At 75.3% G+C, this 15,703-nt stretch carries 14 protein-coding genes; 8 read left to right on the top strand and 6 right to left on the bottom strand.

Annotation, left to right across the window (positions count from 1 at the left end):
- Positions 1–67 precede the first annotated feature (67 nt).
- The 3 genes from EMA09_RS10460 (at position 68) to EMA09_RS10450 (ending at position 3,164) form a co-directional block, all read left to right on the top strand.
- Complete coding sequence (locus tag EMA09_RS10460) at positions 68–889, top strand: hypothetical protein (RefSeq protein WP_129840796.1); 822 nt, start codon at positions 68–70, stop codon at positions 887–889.
- Positions 890–996: 107 nt separating this feature from the next.
- On the top strand, positions 997–2,604 hold the full coding sequence (locus tag EMA09_RS10455) for an alkaline phosphatase D family protein (protein ID WP_129840795.1): 1,608 nt from the start codon (positions 997–999) through the stop codon (positions 2,602–2,604).
- A gap of 119 nt (positions 2,605–2,723) precedes the next feature.
- Complete coding sequence (locus EMA09_RS10450) at positions 2,724–3,164, top strand: helix-turn-helix transcriptional regulator (protein ID WP_240796339.1); 441 nt, start codon at positions 2,724–2,726, stop codon at positions 3,162–3,164.
- A gap of 9 nt (positions 3,165–3,173) precedes the next feature.
- Here EMA09_RS10450 and EMA09_RS10445 read toward each other — a convergent pair whose 3' ends face one another.
- The 5 genes from EMA09_RS10445 to EMA09_RS10425 form a co-directional block, all read right to left on the bottom strand.
- Positions 3,174–3,782: an ATP-dependent Clp protease proteolytic subunit gene (locus EMA09_RS10445; protein WP_129840794.1), complete on the bottom strand. Its 609-nt coding sequence runs from the start codon at positions 3,780–3,782 to the stop codon at positions 3,174–3,176.
- Positions 3,782–4,417, bottom strand: coding sequence for an ATP-dependent Clp protease proteolytic subunit (locus EMA09_RS10440; protein ID WP_129840793.1), 636 nt, complete (start codon positions 4,415–4,417; stop codon positions 3,782–3,784). The genes EMA09_RS10445 and EMA09_RS10440 overlap by 1 nt, the downstream gene beginning before the upstream one ends.
- A gap of 150 nt (positions 4,418–4,567) precedes the next feature.
- Complete coding sequence (locus EMA09_RS10435; protein WP_240796338.1) at positions 4,568–4,879, bottom strand: helix-turn-helix domain-containing protein; 312 nt, start codon at positions 4,877–4,879, stop codon at positions 4,568–4,570.
- Between the two features lie 73 nt (positions 4,880–4,952).
- A complete protein-coding gene (gene msrA / locus EMA09_RS10430) occupies positions 4,953–5,621 on the bottom strand; it encodes a peptide-methionine (S)-S-oxide reductase MsrA (protein WP_129840792.1) in 669 nt (222 codons plus the stop codon).
- A 46-nt stretch (positions 5,622–5,667) separates the two neighbouring features.
- The gene (locus tag EMA09_RS10425; RefSeq protein ID WP_129840791.1) at positions 5,668–6,801 is read right to left on the bottom strand and encodes a hypothetical protein; all 1,134 of its coding nucleotides are present in this window, start codon (positions 6,799–6,801) and stop codon (positions 5,668–5,670) included.
- A 126-nt stretch (positions 6,802–6,927) separates the two neighbouring features.
- Between EMA09_RS10425 and EMA09_RS10420 the strand changes: the two genes are divergently transcribed.
- On the top strand, positions 6,928–8,094 hold the full coding sequence (locus tag EMA09_RS10420; RefSeq protein ID WP_129840790.1) for a cystathionine gamma-synthase: 1,167 nt from the start codon (positions 6,928–6,930) through the stop codon (positions 8,092–8,094).
- An 18-nt stretch (positions 8,095–8,112) separates the two neighbouring features.
- On the opposite strand, the gene EMA09_RS10415 is transcribed toward EMA09_RS10420, so the two are convergent.
- Entirely contained in the window at positions 8,113–8,643 is a 531-nt protein-coding gene (locus tag EMA09_RS10415; protein WP_129840789.1) for a MarR family transcriptional regulator, read from the bottom strand.
- A 140-nt stretch (positions 8,644–8,783) separates the two neighbouring features.
- Here EMA09_RS10415 and ilvA point away from each other — a divergent pair, with 140 nt between their 5' ends.
- The 4 genes from ilvA to EMA09_RS10395 all read left to right on the top strand — a co-directional run bounded on the left by ilvA (position 8,784) and on the right by EMA09_RS10395 (position 15,672).
- Positions 8,784–10,007 (top strand): threonine ammonia-lyase, encoded by a 1,224-nt coding sequence (gene ilvA / locus EMA09_RS10410; RefSeq protein WP_129840788.1) that lies wholly within the window; start codon positions 8,784–8,786, stop codon positions 10,005–10,007.
- A gap of 238 nt (positions 10,008–10,245) precedes the next feature.
- The gene (locus EMA09_RS10405) at positions 10,246–11,274 is read left to right on the top strand and encodes an ATP-binding cassette domain-containing protein (protein WP_129843955.1); all 1,029 of its coding nucleotides are present in this window, start codon (positions 10,246–10,248) and stop codon (positions 11,272–11,274) included.
- A gap of 53 nt (positions 11,275–11,327) precedes the next feature.
- Complete coding sequence (locus EMA09_RS10400; RefSeq protein ID WP_276324215.1) at positions 11,328–12,140, top strand: ABC transporter permease; 813 nt, start codon at positions 11,328–11,330, stop codon at positions 12,138–12,140.
- A gap of 130 nt (positions 12,141–12,270) precedes the next feature.
- Positions 12,271–15,672 carry a tetratricopeptide repeat protein gene (locus tag EMA09_RS10395; RefSeq protein ID WP_129840786.1) on the top strand — a complete coding sequence of 1,134 codons (3,402 nt, stop codon included), beginning with the start codon at positions 12,271–12,273 and terminating at the stop codon, positions 15,670–15,672.
- The last annotated feature ends 31 nt before the right edge of the window (positions 15,673–15,703 follow it).

The raw sequence follows: 15,703 nt of genomic DNA, 5'->3' as shown, positions 1-15,703 counted from the left end.
CACCCGTGCGGATGGGCATCTTCTCCCCGGGGGAAGGGGGGAACCGATGCCCGGTGCCGTTCCGACTGTGTCCTCTCTCGTGTCCGGCTCGGTCTGCACCGCCGCCGGGATCGCCGTCGCGGCCCTGGCCGTGGACGACTTCCGTCTCGACGGTCCGGTGGCCGGCCGGGTGGCGACCGTCGTCTGCGCCGTCCTCGTCTGCAACGGCGCGCTGTACCTGCTCGCCCGGGCCATCACCGGAGGGCGGACGCCGCGGTCGCGCGCGCTGCCGGCCGTGCTCGCCGGCCTGGTGCTGTGGCCCCTGCTGCTGTGGGCGTGCGTGCGCCTGGCGCGCGCGGCCGGTGCCGACGTCCGGCTCGACGGGGTGTGGCCCGTCGTCCTCAGCGCCCTGGTCACCCTGTCCTTCGTCTCGACGTGCGGCATGCTCGGCGGTCTGCGGCGGCGCGAGGGCCGGCGCTCCCGGCTGCTCGCCGCCGCCTCCGTCCTCCTCGTCACCGGTGTCCTCGCGGGCGTGACGGCCGTGCTCGGCGGCGTCCGCCTCGAACCGGGGGAGGGCTGGCGCCAGGCCCTCACGATCGCTGTCCTGGCGCTGCTGTACACCTGGCGCCCCCACACGACCGCGACGCTGCCCTCCCTGACCGTCACCATCGTGCTGCTCGTCGCCGTCGACACGCTCCTGCTGTGGCTGCTGCTCCTGCTGGCGGAATCGATGACGACCCCGCTCCACATGGACGGTCTCTGGCCACTGCCGCTCACGGCGGCCCTGCTGTGGTGCGCGGAGTGGCCGAAGCGGCTCGCCGTCCCGCCGCAGCGGTCGGCGGCACCACCGCCCCCGATGCCGCACGACCCGTTCTTCCCGCACGGCGGCCCCATGTCGCCGCTGTACTGACCGCTCCCGCCGTCCGCCCCGCGCGCGTTAGGCCACCACGGGGGAGTGTCGGGCGTGCCTCCGACCGAAGACCGCCCGTGACCGCCAAGGTGCGAGCGATGAGAGCGATGGAACACACCAGACGCCGCTTCCTCGGCACGGCCGCCGCCGCCCTCGCCCTCACCGGCGCGGGACCCGGCCTCGGCACCGCGCGGGTGTGGGCGGCCCCGCGCTTCGCGACCGACCCGTTCGCGCTGGGCGTCGCGTCCGGCGACCCGCTGCCCGACGGGGTCGTCCTGTGGACGCGCCTCGCGCCCGACCCCCTGGCCCTGGACGGTCGCGGCGGCATGCCGGACGGCCGGGTCGCCGTGTCGTGGCAGGTCGCCGACGACGAGGCGTTCTCCCGCGTCGTGCGCGAGGGCACCGCCGAGGCCGTCCCCGAACTCGCGCACTCCGTGCACGCCGAGGTCTCGGGCCTCGCGCCGGGCCGCGACTACTTCTACCGGTTCCGCGTGGACGGCAGCGGCGACATCAGCCCCACCGGCCGGACGAGGACCGCGCCCGCGCCCGACGCCGCGCCGGACGCGCTGGCGTTCGCGTTCGCCTCCTGCCAGTGCTGGTACGAGGGCTTCTACACGGCGTACCGCCACATGGCCGCCGAGGACCTCGACTTCGTCGTCCACCTCGGCGACTACCTCTACGAGTACGGCGTCGGGACGAACGGCGGCGTGCGCGGCATGGAGCTCGACGCCTCGTTCCAGCACGAGACGTACTCGCTCACCGACTACCGCAACCGGCACGCCCTCTACCGCCTCGACGCCGACCTCCAGGCCGCGCACCGCGCGTTCCCGTGGATCCTCACCTGGGACGACCACGAGGTGGAGAACAACTGGGCGGACGGCGTGGCCCAGGTCGACAGCGACGGGTTCCCCGACGACGACCCGGACGCCTTCGCCGCGCGGAAGGCGGCGGCGTTCCAGGCGTACTACGAGCACCTGCCGCTGCGGGCGCCGCAGAAACCGGACGGCTCATCGGCGCGGCTGTTCCGGCGGCTCGGCTTCGGCGGCCTGCTCGACCTGCACGTCCTCGACAGCCGCTCCTACCGCGACGACCAGGTGTGCGGCGACGGCACCAAGCCCGGCTGCGACACGGAGCGCTCCGACCCCGCGCGCACCATGCTCGGCACCGAGCAGGAGGCGTGGCTGCTCGACGGCGCGGGACGGTCGGCCGCCACCTGGAACGTCCTCGCGAACCAGACGCTCGTCGCGCAGGTCGACCACGACCCGGACCCGGAGGTCTTCTCCGCCGGCCTCGACATGTGGGACGGCTACGCCGCCGCCCGCGACCGGCTGCTCAACGGGCTGTACGAGCGCGGCGTGCGCAACCCGGTCGTCCTCACCGGCGACATCCACCGCAGCGTGGTCGCCGACCTCAAGCTGGACTTCGGCGACGAGGACTCGCCGGTGGTGGCCACCGAGTTCGCCGGCACCTCGATCAGCTCGGGCGGCGACGGCACGGCGATGGACACGTTCGGCTTCGACTGGATGACGCCCGGCGTGAACCCGCACCTCAAGTGGCACAACGCGCAGCGCGGTTACACCGTCTGCACGGCGACGGCGGCCGAGTTCCGGGCGGAGTACCGGGTGCTGTCGCAGGTCGCCGAGCCCGGCGGCGACGTCTCGACGGCGGCGCGGTTCACCGTGACGGAGGGCCGCCCCGGCGCCCAGCAGGCATGAGACGCCGGCCGGCCGTCCACACCCTGTGGACGGCCGGCCGGGCTGCCGCGCCTTTCGCCCCCGGCAGAACCGCTTCGCCCCCTCTTTCCGTTTCCGCGCCCGCTTCCTACGCTGAAGCCGTGAGCACTCCAGCACACCGCCCCGTCCGCACACTCCCCCTCCCCCCGGCCGCCGAGCCCGCGAAGGAGCCGCTGTGGCGGGACGTCGTGGGCGGCGTCCTGCGCCGTGAACGGCTCGCCCAGGACCGCACCCTCAAGGACGTCGCCGAGGCGGCCCGCATCTCGATGCCGTACCTCTCCGAGATCGAGCGGGGCCTCAAGGAGGCGTCGTCCGAGGTCCTCGCGGCGGCCGCCCGCGCGCTCGGCCTCGGCCTCGCGGAGCTGCTCGCCCTGGTCCACCGCGACCTGATCCGTCTCACCGCCGTCCGGCGGGACGACCGGCGCGCCGCCACGGCCGCCGCACCGGTCACGCCCGTCACGTCGATCACGGCCCTCGCCGCCCGGCGACCCGGCCCGCGGGCGTCGGCGGCCGGCCCCGGCGAGGTCAGGCTCGCCGCCTGACCCGCCAGCTCACGCCGCGCCCGGCGGCACCCGGCGGCTCAGCACGTGGTCGGCCAGCCCGTACTCGACGGCCTCCCGCGCCGTGAACACCCGGTCCCGGTCCATGTCGGCCCGCAGCTTCCCGGTGTCGTGCCCCGTGTGCCGCGCCAGGACCTCCTCCACCTGGGCGCGGATCCGCTTCATCTCGGCGGCCTGCAGCGCCAGGTCCGACACGGTGCCGCGCTGCCCGCCGGACGCCGGCTGCCCGAGCAGCACCCGCGCGTGCTCCAGGACGACGCGCCGCCCCTTGTCCCCGCCGGCGAGCAGCACGGCCGCCGTGGACGCCGCCTGCCCGACACAGATCGTCGAGATCGGCGAGCTGATGTACGCCATCGTGTCGTAGATCGCCATCAGCGCCGTGTACGAGCCGCCGGGGGAGTTCAGGTAGATCGCGATCTCGCGCTCCGGGTTGGCCGACTCCAGGTGGATGAGCTGCGCGATCACGACGTTCGCGACGCCGTCGTCGATCTCCGTGCCGAGGAAGATGACCCGCTCGTTCAGCAGCCGGCTGTAGATGTCGAACGCCCGCTCGCCCGCCGGGGTGCGCTCCACCACGGTCGGGATCGTGTACTGGCCCATCAGAAACCCGCCCTCCGCTGTCCGCCGCCCGGCCGGACGTCCGCCATCGTCTCCACCACCCGGTCGACCATCCCGTACTCCAGCGCCTCCCGCGCCGTGAACCAGCGGTCACGGTCGCTGTCGCGCCGGATCGTCTCCTCGGTCTGGCCGGTGTGGTCGGCGAGGATGCGCTCGACGGTCCGCTTGGTGAACTCCAGGTTCTCCGCCTGGATCTCGATGTCGGCGGTGGTGCCCCCGATGCCCGCCGACGGCTGGTGCATCATCACGCGGGCGTTCGGCAGGGCGTACCGCTTCCCCCGGGTCCCGGAGGTGAGGAGGATCTGCCCCATGCTGCCCGCGAAGCCCATCGCCAGCGTGGCGACGTCGTTCGGGATCAGCCGCATGGTGTCGAGGATCGCGAGCCCGGCCGTGATCGAGCCGCCGGGGCTGTTGATGTACAGCGCGATGTCGGTCCTCGGGTCCTCGGCGGACAGCAGGAGGAGCTGCGCGCACACCCGGTTCGCGGACACGTCGTCCACCTGGGTGCCGAGGAGGACGATCCGCTGGGTGAGGAGCTGCTCGGCGAGGTGGTCGTCGAACCGTGTGGCGGCGGTGTCCCCCTCCTCCGCCACGGGCGTCATGAACGGTGGTGCCATCGTCGTCCCTTCCTTCCGGCCTGGAAGCGGCCCGCGCCCCTGCCGGCCGCGCACCGCACCCCCACTGTCGGCCGGGAACGACGACGGAAGAAGGAAAATCGGCCCCCGGCAGATCCGCCGACAGCAGACCCGCCCCGCGAGGCGGGAGAATCAGGCGGCGCGGGGAATGAACGAGACCTCGGTGTCCTCCGGATCGATCGCTACGTCCAGCGTCGCGTCGAGGGCCGCAGCCAGCCGACGCAGGAGCGGTAGCGCTGGTGTCGTACCACCGCCTTCGAGACGGTCGATGTCCGCCACTGTGAGGCCCGTCCGCCCGGCGAGCACCGCCCGGTCGATTCCCAGGGCAGTACGGCGGTCGTAGACGGCCTGTCCCAGGGCGATGGCAGCACCGGCCTCGATGTAGGCGGGATCGGCCCGATGCTCGTCGGGGATCATCCATGACGTGTGATAACCCGTGCTCATGACGGCTCCTCCTCAAAAGCCCGGTGGTACGCGGCCGTTCGCCGTCGGTCCCGACCGGCGGAGGCAGGTGCGCTCAGCCCGCGTACCGCGCGACTCCCACCGGGCAGGTGAGGCCCGTGCCGCCCAGGCCGCAGTAGCCAGCCGGGTTCTTGTCCAGGTACTGCTGGTGGTAGCCCTCAGCCGGGTAGAACGGGTGGTCGGCGGCCGGCCGGATCTCCGTCGTGATGGGGCCGTAGCCGGAGGCCGCCAGAACGCGCTGGTACGCCGCCAGGGAAGCCCGTGCCCGTTCCGCGTGGTCGTCGGAGTGCGTGACGATCGCGGACCGGTACTGCGTGCCGACGTCGTTGCCCTGCCGGTTGCCCTGCGTCGGGTCGTGCGCCTCCCAGAACACCTTCAGCAGGTCCTCGTACGACACGGCGGCCGGGTCGAAGACGACGCGGACCGTCTCGGCGTGGCCGGTCAGGCCGCCGCAGACCTCCTCGTACGTCGGGTGCGGCGTGATGCCGCCCTGGTAGCCCACCAGCGTCGTCCACACGCCCGGCGTCCGGTAGAAGCGCCGCTCGGCGCCCCAGAAGCAGCCGAGGGCGAAGTCCGCCACGGCGGAGCCGGCCGGGTGGGGGCCGAGGAGGGGGGTGCCGAGGACCGTGTGGGTCCCGGGCAGCTCGAAGGGCGATGCCCCGCGGCCCGGCAGGGCCTCCTCCGGGGTGGGGAGGCGGTTCCTGTGTGCCTGGGCGTACAGCATGGTGGTTCCACTCGTTCCTGACATGGCGCGCCGTGGCGCCGTTACCTCATTGACGTGCTATGGCCGTGGCGCGGTAGCGGGCGTACATGGCGGCGGGGTCGCCGCCGTCCACCCACGGCACCGCGCCCACGTAGCCGTCGACCGCACGCACCTGCTCGGCCGCCTCCGGGTACCGCTCGGCGCGGACCAGGAAACACAGCAGCAGGTGCCGGACGTGCGGCACGACCGGGTGGCCGTCCCGCACCGTGTTCAGGGCGTACTGGGCGGCCTCGATCGCGTCCCTGACCACGGCGCCCTGGTACATGCCGGGCGAGTGCTGGAGGTCCGGCAGGTGGTCGTAGACGGCGAACAGCGGCAGCGCCGGCAGCAGGCTCCCCTCGCCCGCGGCCCCCGCCGCGGCCCGCGCGAAGCCCTCCGCCTCGGCCCGCGACCCGTGCCACTTCTCCGACAGGTACGGCAGCGCCGCGAGGTGCGCCCCCATGTGCTCGGGTGCGCGGCGCGAGATCTCGCCCCACAGCGTCTCGAAGTCGGGCCGCCGGTAGCTCAGGCCGCGGGCGATGAACAGCTCCGTGATGTACGGCACCGGGTCGTCCGGCGCCAGCCGCGCCGCCTCGCCGCAGACCGTCCTGGCCTCCTCCAGCACGATCCGGTACTCGGCGGCGCCCGGGTCGGCCATCGCCTGCCACACGAGGAACTGGGCGTACACCTGGGCGCCGCCCGCGTCCCCCGGCTCGTCCGCGCGCCAGCGCCGCAGCCAGCCCGCGTCGGTGCCGCCCTCGCCCCGCCGGTGCGCCGCCAGCTCCATCGCCGCGGCGCCGGCCAGCGACTGGACGCGCTGCCAGCGCAGCTCCGGGTCATCGGTGAGGGCGAGGAGCTGACCCGCCGGACGCCAGTTCTGGGTCCGCTGGGTCTCCTCCAGCGCCGTCACGAGCTCGTCGTCGGGACCCGGCAGGCGGACGTCGAGCAGGTCGACGGGCACCAGCCCGCCCGGCGCCGCGTCCGGCGGGAAGCCGGGGCCGCCGGGCACATCGCCGTCCTTCGCGAACATCCCCGCGCCGCCGGGACCGGCCTGCGCCGCGGCCCGTTCGAACTCCTGCCGCTCACGCCGCCGGCGCAGGACCGGCGGCACCACGAAACCTCCGATCACGCCGAGCGCGATCAGCAACATCAGGGCTTCCATGACGGTGGCGGCTCCCCCTGTCGTTCCGCGGACGGGTCTGCGCGGGTGACGTACGGCTGTCCGTCCACCCTATGCCGCGCTCCCGCGCGGCACCGACTCCACCGTACGGCCCACTACCGTGGTGCCATGAACGAGCAGCACAGCGAAGGGCACCCCGACGGGCGGTTCGAGACGCTCGCCATCCACGCCGGCCAGGAGCCGGACCCGGTGACCGGCGCCGTCGTCCCGCCCATCCACCAGGTCTCCACCTTCAAGCAGGACGGCGTCGGCGGCCTGCGCGGCGGCTACGAGTACAGCCGCTCGGCGAACCCGACGCGCACCGCCCTGGAGGAGAACCTCGCCGCCCTGGAGGGCGGCCGCCGCGGCCTCGCGTTCGCCTCCGGGCTCGCGGCCGAGGACTGCCTGCTGCGCACGCTGCTGCGGCCCGGCGACCACATCGTGCTGCCCGGCGACGCGTACGGCGGCACGTTCCGCCTGGTCACGAAGGTCGTGGAGCGGTGGGGCGTCGCCTGGTCCGTCGCCGACACGGCCGACCCCGGGGCCGTACGGGCGGCGCTGCGGCCCGAGACGCGGCTGGTGTGGGTCGAGACCCCGTCGAACCCGCTCCTCGGCATCACCGACATCGCGGCCGTCGCCGGTATCACGCGCGCCGCCGGCGTGCGCCTGGTCGTGGACAACACCTTCGCGAGCCCCTACCTCCAGCAGCCGCTGGAACTCGGCGCCGACGTCGTCGTCCACTCCACCACCAAGTACCTGGGCGGGCACTCCGACGTGGTGGGCGGCGCGCTCGTCACCTCGGACGCGGGCCTCGGGGAGGAGCTGGCGTTCCACCAGAACGCGATGGGCGCCGTCGCCGGGCCGTTCGACGCGTGGCTGGTGCTGCGCGGGATCAAGACGCTCGCCGTCCGCATGGACCGGCACAGCGCGAACGCCGCCCGCGTCGTGGACACCCTGACCGCCCACCCGCGCGTCACCCGGGTGCTGTGGCCGGGGCTGCCCGAGCACCCGGGGCACGAGACGGCGGCCAAGCAGATGCGCGGTTTCGGCGGCATGGTGTCGTTCCGCGTGGCGGGCGGCGAGGAGGCGGCCGTCGCGGTCTGCGACCGGGCGCGGCTGTTCACGCTGGGCGAGTCGCTCGGCGGCGTGGAGTCGCTGATCGAGCACCCCGGGCGCATGACGCACGCCTCGGCGGCCGGCTCGGCGCTCGAGGTGCCGGCGGACCTGGTGCGGCTCTCGGTGGGCATCGAGGCGGCCGACGACCTGCTGGCCGACCTGGCGCAGGCGCTGGCCTGACCGGGCGGCCGGGCCGGGTCAGGCGGGGGGCCGGTCGCCTTCGGTCGCGGCCGGCGCCCGCCCGGTCGGCGGGGCGGACTGCCACGCGGCGATCGCCTCGTTGAACCGTGTCAGGAGCGCCGCGAAGTCAGCGCGCTGCCCGTCCGTCCAGTCGTCCGTCAGCAGCGCCATGAGCTGCCGCCGCGACCTGCGGACCTCGTCGAGACCGGCCCGGCCGAGGGGGGCGAGGCGCAGGACGACGGCCCGCCCGTCGTCGGGGTCGGGGTCGCGCAGCACGAGGCCGGCCTCCACGAGCGGGGCGACCTGCCGCGTCACCGTCGACGAGTCGATGCCCATGCCGGCGGCCAGGGCCTTCACCCCGGTGGGGCCGTGCCGGTCGAGGCGGCTGAGCAGCAGGTAGGCGGCCCGGTCGATGGCGCCGCCGGCCGGGGCCGTGGCCGACCCGGCGAGGCGCGTCTGCTCGGCGCGGCGGGCGAAGAGCGCGACCTGGTGCTGGAGGGCATCGAGCAGCTCGGGCGAGGGCGCTGATGGGGTGTCGTCAGGCGTCATGTCCCGGTTCGGGTCCGTGTGGCGCGCGGCGGCGCGGGATCGGCGGTACGGAGGGTGGCTCCGCGGACCCGTTCAGCGTACTGGCCCGGGCGGGTGTCCCGCGCAGGGCCGCCGGACGCCGGCCCTGCGACACTGGCGGCATGTCCGAGAAGGATCGGTTCCGGCCCGGGCCGGACGACGTGCAGGCGGCCAGGAAGACCCTCGCCGGTGTGACCAGGGTGACCGCGCTGGAGGGCAGCCGCTACCTGTCGGACCTGGTCGGCGCGCCCGTGCACCTGAAGTGCGAGAACCTCCAGCGCACCGGATCGTTCAAGCTGCGCGGCGCGTACACCCGTATCGCGGGGCTCGGTCCCGACGAGCGCGCCCGGGGCGTCGTCGCCGCGAGCGCGGGGAACCACGCGCAGGGCGTGGCGCTGGCCGCCTCGCTCCTCGGTGTCTCGGCCACGGTCTTCATGCCCGTGGGCGCGCCGCTGCCGAAGATCGCCGCGACGCGGGAGTACGGGGCGCGGGTGCGGTTCGCCGGGCAGGTGGTCGACGAGTCGCTGGACGCGGCGCGGGAGCACGCCGGGCGGACGGGGGCGGTGCTCATCCACCCGTTCGACCACCCGGACGTGGTGGCCGGCCAGGGGACGGTGGGCCTGGAGATCCTGGAGCAGTGCCCGGAGGTGCGGACGATCGTCGTCGGCATGGGCGGCGGCGGGCTGGCGGCCGGCGTGGCGGTCGCGGTGAAGGCGGTGCGGCCGGACGTGCGGGTGGTGGGCGTGCAGGCGGCGGGGTCGGCGTCGTATCCGCCGTCCCTCGCCGCGGGGCGGCCGCTGACGCTCGACCGGGTGGCGACGATGGCGGACGGCATCAAGGTCGCGCGGCCGGGGGATGTGCCGTTCCGTGTCGTCGCCGAGCTGGTGGACGAGATCCGCACGGTGGACGAGGGGCAGCTCTCGAGCGCGCTGCTGCTGTGCCTGGAGCGGGCGAAGCTCGTGGTCGAGCCGGCGGGCGCGAGCCCGGTCGCGGCGCTGCTCGCGGCGCCCGGGGCGTTCGGCGGCGGGCCGGTGGTGGCCATCCTGTCGGGCGGGAACGTCGATCCGCTCGTCCTCCAGCGGACGCTGCGGCACGGCATGGCGGCGGCCGGGCGGTACCTGTCGCTGCGGCTGGTGGTGCCGGACCGGCCGGGGGCGCTCGCGGCGCTGCTCGCCGAGCTGTCGGCGGCCGACGCGAACGTCCTCGCGGTCAACCACCTGCGCACCGACCCCCGTCTGGCGCTCGGGGAGGTCGAGGTCGAGGTGCACGTCGAGACGCGCGGCCCGGAGCACTGCGCGGCCCTGTCGGATGCCCTGACGGCGGCGGGGTACCGGATCCTCGGCTGAGCCCCCGGATCGGACGGCGTCCCGACGGGTGTGCGAGATTCACCCCCACGGGGGCTATCGCGTTGTATCGCGATACGCGTAGGCTGATGCCGCGCGTCACACGGGCCACGTCTGACGCGCCGTCACGCACTTCCGCCGCCCGCGGTGATCCACTGTGCTGCGTCCCCCGCGCACCGATCCGGCGCGGGCGGCCTTTCGAGTCATCAGCCGGCCCACCGACCACGACCCGGAGGAGCACATGCCAGGGGCCATCCACGCCGAGGCGCTGGTGAAGACGTTCGGCGACGTCCGCGCGCTCGACGGCGTCGACCTCGACGTCCCCGAGGGCACCGTCTTCGGCCTCCTCGGACCCAACGGCGCGGGCAAGACGACCGCCGTGCGCGTCCTGACGACCCTGCTGCGCCCGGACAGCGGCCGGGCCGTCGTCGCGGGCGTCGACGTCCTCCGCCAGCCGAACCGCGTCCGCCGTTCCATCGGCCTGTCCGGCCAGTTCGCCGCCGTCGACGAGTACCTCACCGGCCGGGAGAACCTGGAGATGGTCGGCCGCCTCTACCAGCTCTCCCGCCGCGACGCCCGGCGCCGCGCCGAGGAGCTGCTGGAGCGCTTCGCCCTCGCGGACGCGGGCGGCCGCATCACGAAGACCTACTCCGGCGGCATGCGCCGCCGCCTCGACCTGGCCGCCGCGCTCGTCGTCAGCCCGCCCGTGATGTTCATGGACGAGCCGACGACCGGCCTCGACCCGCGCAACCGCCAGGCCCTGTGGGACGTCATCCAGGAGCTGGTGCGGGGCGGCACCACCCTCCTGCTCACCACCCAGTACCTGGAGGAGGCCGACCACCTCGCGGACGGCATCGCCGTCGTGGACCACGGCCGGGTCATCGCCCGCGGCACGTCCGACGAGCTGAAGAGCCGCACCGGCGGGGACGTCGTGGAGCTCATCGTCCACGACCGGGCCGACCTGACCGCCGCCGACGAGATCCTGCGCCGCGTCGGCGACGGGGAGACCACCCTCGTCGAGCACACCCGCAAGCTCGCCGTCCCGGCCGCCGGCGGCGCGAAGCTGCTCGCCGAGATCATCCGCGAACTCGACGGGCGCGGCATCGAGATCGACGACATCGGACTCCGCCGTCCCACGCTGGACGACGTGTTCATCTCGCTGACCGGCCACTCGGCCGGCGACATGGCCCTCGCCGACGACCCGGCGGAGAGACCGGCCGGCGGCTCCGGCGGGCAGTCGGGACCGGCCAGGAAGGAGAACGAGCAGTGAGCATCGCCGCCCGCGAGGAGACCGTCCGCCCCCCGGCGCCGGCCGGTGAACGCATCGGCTTCCGCCAGGGCGTCCACGACTCCGTGGTCGTCGCCCGGCGCAACCTGCTGCGGATGCTGCGCATCCCCGAGGTCGTGGTCTTCAGCCTGGTCCAGCCCATCATGTTCGTGGTGCTGTTCTCGTACGTCTTCGGCGGCTCCATCAACCTGCCGGGCGCGGGGCTCGACGCCACGGCGTACCGCGAGTTCCTGATGGGCGGAATCTTCGCCCAGACGGTGACCTTCGCGACGGCCGGCGCCAGCGCCGGCATCGCCGAGGACATGCAGAAGGGCATCATCGACCGGTTCCGTTCCCTGCCGATGGCGCGCGGCGCGGTGCTCACCGGCCGCACGTTCGCCGACCTCGCCCAGACGGCCGTCATCATGGCCGTCCTCGCGGTCGTCGCCGCCCTCGTCGGCTGGCGGATCCACGACGGCGTCGTGAACGCCCTCGCCGCCTTCGGGCTGCTCCTCCTCCTCGGCTACGCCTTCACGTGGATCGGCGCGCTCATCGGCCTGTCGGTCCGCACGCCGGAGGCCGCCACCTCCGGGGGGCTGGTGTGGCTGTTCCCGCTGACGTTCATCTCGAACGCGTTCGTCCCCTCGGAGAACATGCCGTCCTGGCTCCAGCCCGTCGCCGAGTGGAACCCGTTCAGCGCCACCGTCCTCGCCGTCCGCGACCTCTTCGGGAACCTGCCGCCCCACTACCGGGCGCCCGACGCGTGGCCGATGCAGCACCCGGTGCTGGCGTCGCTGCTGTGGTCCATCGTCATCATCACCGTGTTCCGCACCCTGGCCGTCCACCGCTACAAGCGCGCCGCCTCCTGACCCCCGGCGGTCACATCCCTTCCACCCCTCCCTCTGCAACGACTTGGTCTCGAACCACCCCTGATGTGGCGTGAAATGACCGCTTCCCGGGCAGGGGCCGGTCGCAAGCGCGAGCACAGGGGGGCGCCCGATGCCGGTGGAGACACGCCTGTCCAGGCGTCATGAGGCCGAGGCGGAGAGCCTGCTCGCGCGGGCCGTCGAGGCGGAGGCCGCGCGCTCGGAGGGCCGCATCGACGCGGAACGTCTCCTCGCCCGCGCCCGTGCGGCCCTCCCCGAGATCGTCCGTCCCGCGGCGGAGGAGTACGAGGCGTACCGGCGCGCCGAGGAGGACAGCGCGCCCGGCAGGCTCGCCGACCGGTTCGGCGCCCGCGCGCTCGGCGGGCTCACCGCCGCCGCCGTGGCCGCCGGGCTGGCCGCCCTCCTCCTCGTCGGCGGCATCGGCTCGCCCGCCACCGCGTTCGCCGACTCCGGCCTCGTCATCGCGGCCGCCTTCGCCGGGTTCGCCCTCCAGGCCGTCGTCGCCCACCTGTGGTCGGCCGAACGCACCGCCGGCAGCCGCAACCAGCCCGGCGGCGTCGAGCAGCTCCGCCTCGCCTGGCGCAACGCCGTCGAGGTCCGCGGCCTCCGCCCCTGGCTCGACCAGCAGCGCGCCGTGGCACCGCGCCGCGACCCCCTGGCGGCCGCCGCCCGTCCCTCCGCCGCACCGGCACGGACCGCGCCCGCCACCGGCGGCGCCGCGCCGGGCGAGGGGGACGCGGCCACGGCGCCCCCCGCCGCCCGGCGCCGCGGGGCCGCGCGCCTCACCACCCGGCGGACCCGCCCCCGCGACCGCGACCGCAGCGGCGAGGCCCGCGCGCGGGCCGCCCTCGCCCGGTCCTTCGACCGGCTCGACGACTCCGGCCGGCCGTTCATCGGCCGCCGCGCCGAGCTGACCGGCATCACCCAGTGGGTCGCCCGCGACCGCGCGGGCACCGGCACCCGCCCCACCGTCGTCGTGCTCCACGGCCCCTCGGGATCCGGCCGCACCACCCTCGCCCGCCGCGCCGCCCTGGAGACGCGGGAGCTGTTCCGCGGCGCCTGCCTCGTGGACCTGCGCGGCCAGAGCGAGGACCCGCTCACGACCCGCGACGCGCTCCTGCACCTCATGAACCGCCTCGGCGCGCCCCGCGACCAGCTCCTCTTCCGCGAGGCCGCGCGGGGCGCCGACCCGGCCCGCCTGCGGCGCCTCACCGAGCGCTACCAGCAGCACCTCACCGGCCTGCCCGTCGTCATCGTCCTGGACGACGCCACCGACCCCGAACAGGTCGCCACCCTCGTCCCCGAGCGGTCCGACTCCCTCGTCCTGGTCACCGCCGCCGGCCCCCTCGACCTCCCAGGGGACCTCCAGGCGTCCGTCCACCACCTGGCCCTCGGCCCCCTCGACCAGGCGGCGGCCGAGGAGCTGCTGCGCGCGTCCGTCGCCGACGGCGGCACCGACACCGAGGCGCCGGCCGCCCACCCGTACGACGAGGACGGCTGGCGGCGCCTCACGGAGCTGTGCGACGGCCGGCCGCTCCTGCTGCGGCTCGTCGGCCCCGCCCTCGACCGCCGCCCGCCCGGCGCGCTCGCCGACGACCTCGCCGCGGCCCGCACCGCCGACACCGCCGCCGACGGCCCCGCCGAGCGCGCCCTGCGGCTGCGGTACGACGCCCAGCCCGAGCCGGCCCGCCGCCTCCTGCGCCGCCTCGCGCTCGTCGGCCGCGCCAGCCTCGGCGCCCGCGCCGCCGCCGCGCTGCTTGACGTGACCGAGCAGGACGGCGCCCGCGGCCTCGCCGACCTGGCCGCCGCCGGCCTCCTCACCGGCGATCACGGCGACCGCTACCGGCTGCACGAGCTGGTCCGCCGCCACGCCCGTGCCCGCCTCGCCGAGGAGGAGTCCGACGAGGACCGGTCCGCCGCCCAGGAACGCCTCATCCGCAGTTACGCCGAGCTGGCGGACACGGTGATCCGCCTGGTCGACGGCAAGACGTCCACCCGCGCCGGCCACCTCCCGGCGGCGGCCGGCGGCCACGGCTTCCGCTCCCTGGACGCCGCGCTGCGCTGGCTGGACGAGGAGACCAGCTTCATCACCGCGACCCTCCGGCACGCCGACGAACGCGTCGACCGCGAGGCCGTCGGCCACCTGCTGGGGGCGCTGTGCGACCACTGCCTGCTGCGCGGCGACCTGTACCGCCTCGGGGAGCTGAACGAGCTGGCCCAGTCCCTCGGCCGGACGCCCCTCACCCGCTCCGTCCAGTGGCGCACCGGCGTCGCGGCCCGCCAGCTCGGCGACCTGGACCGCGCGAACTCGACGCTCAGCTCCGTCGTCACCGCCTACCAGCGGGACCGCCACGACGCCGGGACCGCCCGCGCGCTGCGCGACCTCGGCATCACGCTCCAGCACCAGGGCAGGCTGCGCGAGGCCGGCGGCAAACTGCGCGAGGCCCTCGCCCTCCAGGACGCCGCGACGCTGCCGGGCGACCGCGCCTGGACCCTGCACGCCCTGGCCGCCGCCGAACGGACCCGGGGCCGCCTCGGGTCGGCCCGCGCCCTGCTCGCCGAGGCCCTGCCGCTCCACCAGGCCGGCGGCAGCGTCCACGGCGAGGCGTGGACCCGCTTCGGGCTCGGCCAGACGCTGCTGACCGCCGGCGACATCCCCGCGGCCGAGCGGGAGCTGCGACTCGCCATCGACCTGTACGACCGCTCCCGCGACGTCCGGGGCGTCGCCTGGTCCCAGACCGAACTGGGGCTCGCCCGGGTCCACGACGGCGACCCGGACGCCGCGCGCGAACAGTTGCGCTCCGCCCTCGCCCGCCACCGCGACACGGAGGACGCCCGCGGCGAGGCGTGGACGCTGTACGGCCTCGGGCAGGCGCTGGAGGAGGCGGGCGACGGCGCCGGCGCGATCCGCGCGCTGGAGCGCGCACGCACCATGTTCTCCCGGATGCGGGACATCTACGGCCTGGCCTGCGCCCGCCACCACTCCGCACGGGTGACGCGCGACCTGCGGGCGGCCGGCACCGGCTCGCTGCGCAACAGCGGCTTCGCCCGCCAGCTCCTCACCGACGCCCGCCGCGACTTCGCGCGGGCCGGCGCGCGTCACGGCGAGGGCTGGTCCCTCGTGGAGCTGGCCGTCATCGACGCGGGCAACGACCGCGCCGGTCAGGCGCTCGCCCTGGCCGACGAGGCGATCGCCCTCTTCACCGAGGGCTACGGCGAGGGCCGCCCGGACCGGCGCGGCGCGGACTGGGCGCGGTTCCTGCGGACGACGCTCCTGCCGCTGGCGTCACCCGGCGGTTCGGTCGTCGGGCAGGCGGTCGCCGCCGAGGAACTCGCCGAGCTGCTGGCGGACGACCACCCGCGGCGCGATCCGCGCCTCACCGAGGCGGCGGGGAGCCACGCCCTGATGCTGGAGCGCGGCCAGGGCCCGGAAACGGGCTGGACGGCATGGCGGCTCGGCATGGTTCCGGGCCGGGCCGCCCGTGATGTGCAGGCCGTGCTCGATGCCGGCTGACGGCCGGCCGCCGCGCGCCGCCGCACGCGCC

Origin of the sequence: Streptomyces sp. RFCAC02 (genome assembly GCF_004193175.1) — a bacterium.
Lineage (GTDB): Bacteria > Actinomycetota > Actinomycetes > Streptomycetales > Streptomycetaceae > Streptomyces.
Note: the sequence above shows the minus strand (reverse complement) of the source record. Positions and strands in the feature narration are given on the sequence as shown.

Excerpts from the sequence above, each read along its gene's own strand:
- EMA09_RS10455 (WP_129840795.1), top strand. The coding sequence starts at position 997 with ATGGAACACACCAGACGCCGCTTCCTCGGCACGGCCGCCGCCGCCCTC.
- EMA09_RS10445 (WP_129840794.1), bottom strand. The coding sequence starts at position 3,782 with ATGGGCCAGTACACGATCCCGACCGTGGTGGAGCGCACCCCGGCGGGC.
- EMA09_RS10440 (WP_129840793.1), bottom strand. The coding sequence starts at position 4,417 with ATGGCACCACCGTTCATGACGCCCGTGGCGGAGGAGGGGGACACCGCC.
- EMA09_RS10435 (WP_240796338.1), bottom strand. The coding sequence starts at position 4,879 with ATGAGCACGGGTTATCACACGTCATGGATGATCCCCGACGAGCATCGG.
- msrA (WP_129840792.1), bottom strand. The coding sequence starts at position 5,621 with ATGCTGTACGCCCAGGCACACAGGAACCGCCTCCCCACCCCGGAGGAG.
- EMA09_RS10425 (WP_129840791.1), bottom strand. The coding sequence starts at position 6,801 with ATGGAAGCCCTGATGTTGCTGATCGCGCTCGGCGTGATCGGAGGTTTC.
- EMA09_RS10420 (WP_129840790.1), top strand. The coding sequence starts at position 6,928 with ATGAACGAGCAGCACAGCGAAGGGCACCCCGACGGGCGGTTCGAGACG.
- EMA09_RS10415 (WP_129840789.1), bottom strand. The coding sequence starts at position 8,643 with ATGACGCCTGACGACACCCCATCAGCGCCCTCGCCCGAGCTGCTCGAT.
- ilvA (WP_129840788.1), top strand. The coding sequence starts at position 8,784 with ATGTCCGAGAAGGATCGGTTCCGGCCCGGGCCGGACGACGTGCAGGCG.
- EMA09_RS10405 (WP_129843955.1), top strand. The coding sequence starts at position 10,246 with ATGCCAGGGGCCATCCACGCCGAGGCGCTGGTGAAGACGTTCGGCGAC.
- EMA09_RS10395 (WP_129840786.1), top strand. The coding sequence starts at position 12,271 with ATGCCGGTGGAGACACGCCTGTCCAGGCGTCATGAGGCCGAGGCGGAG.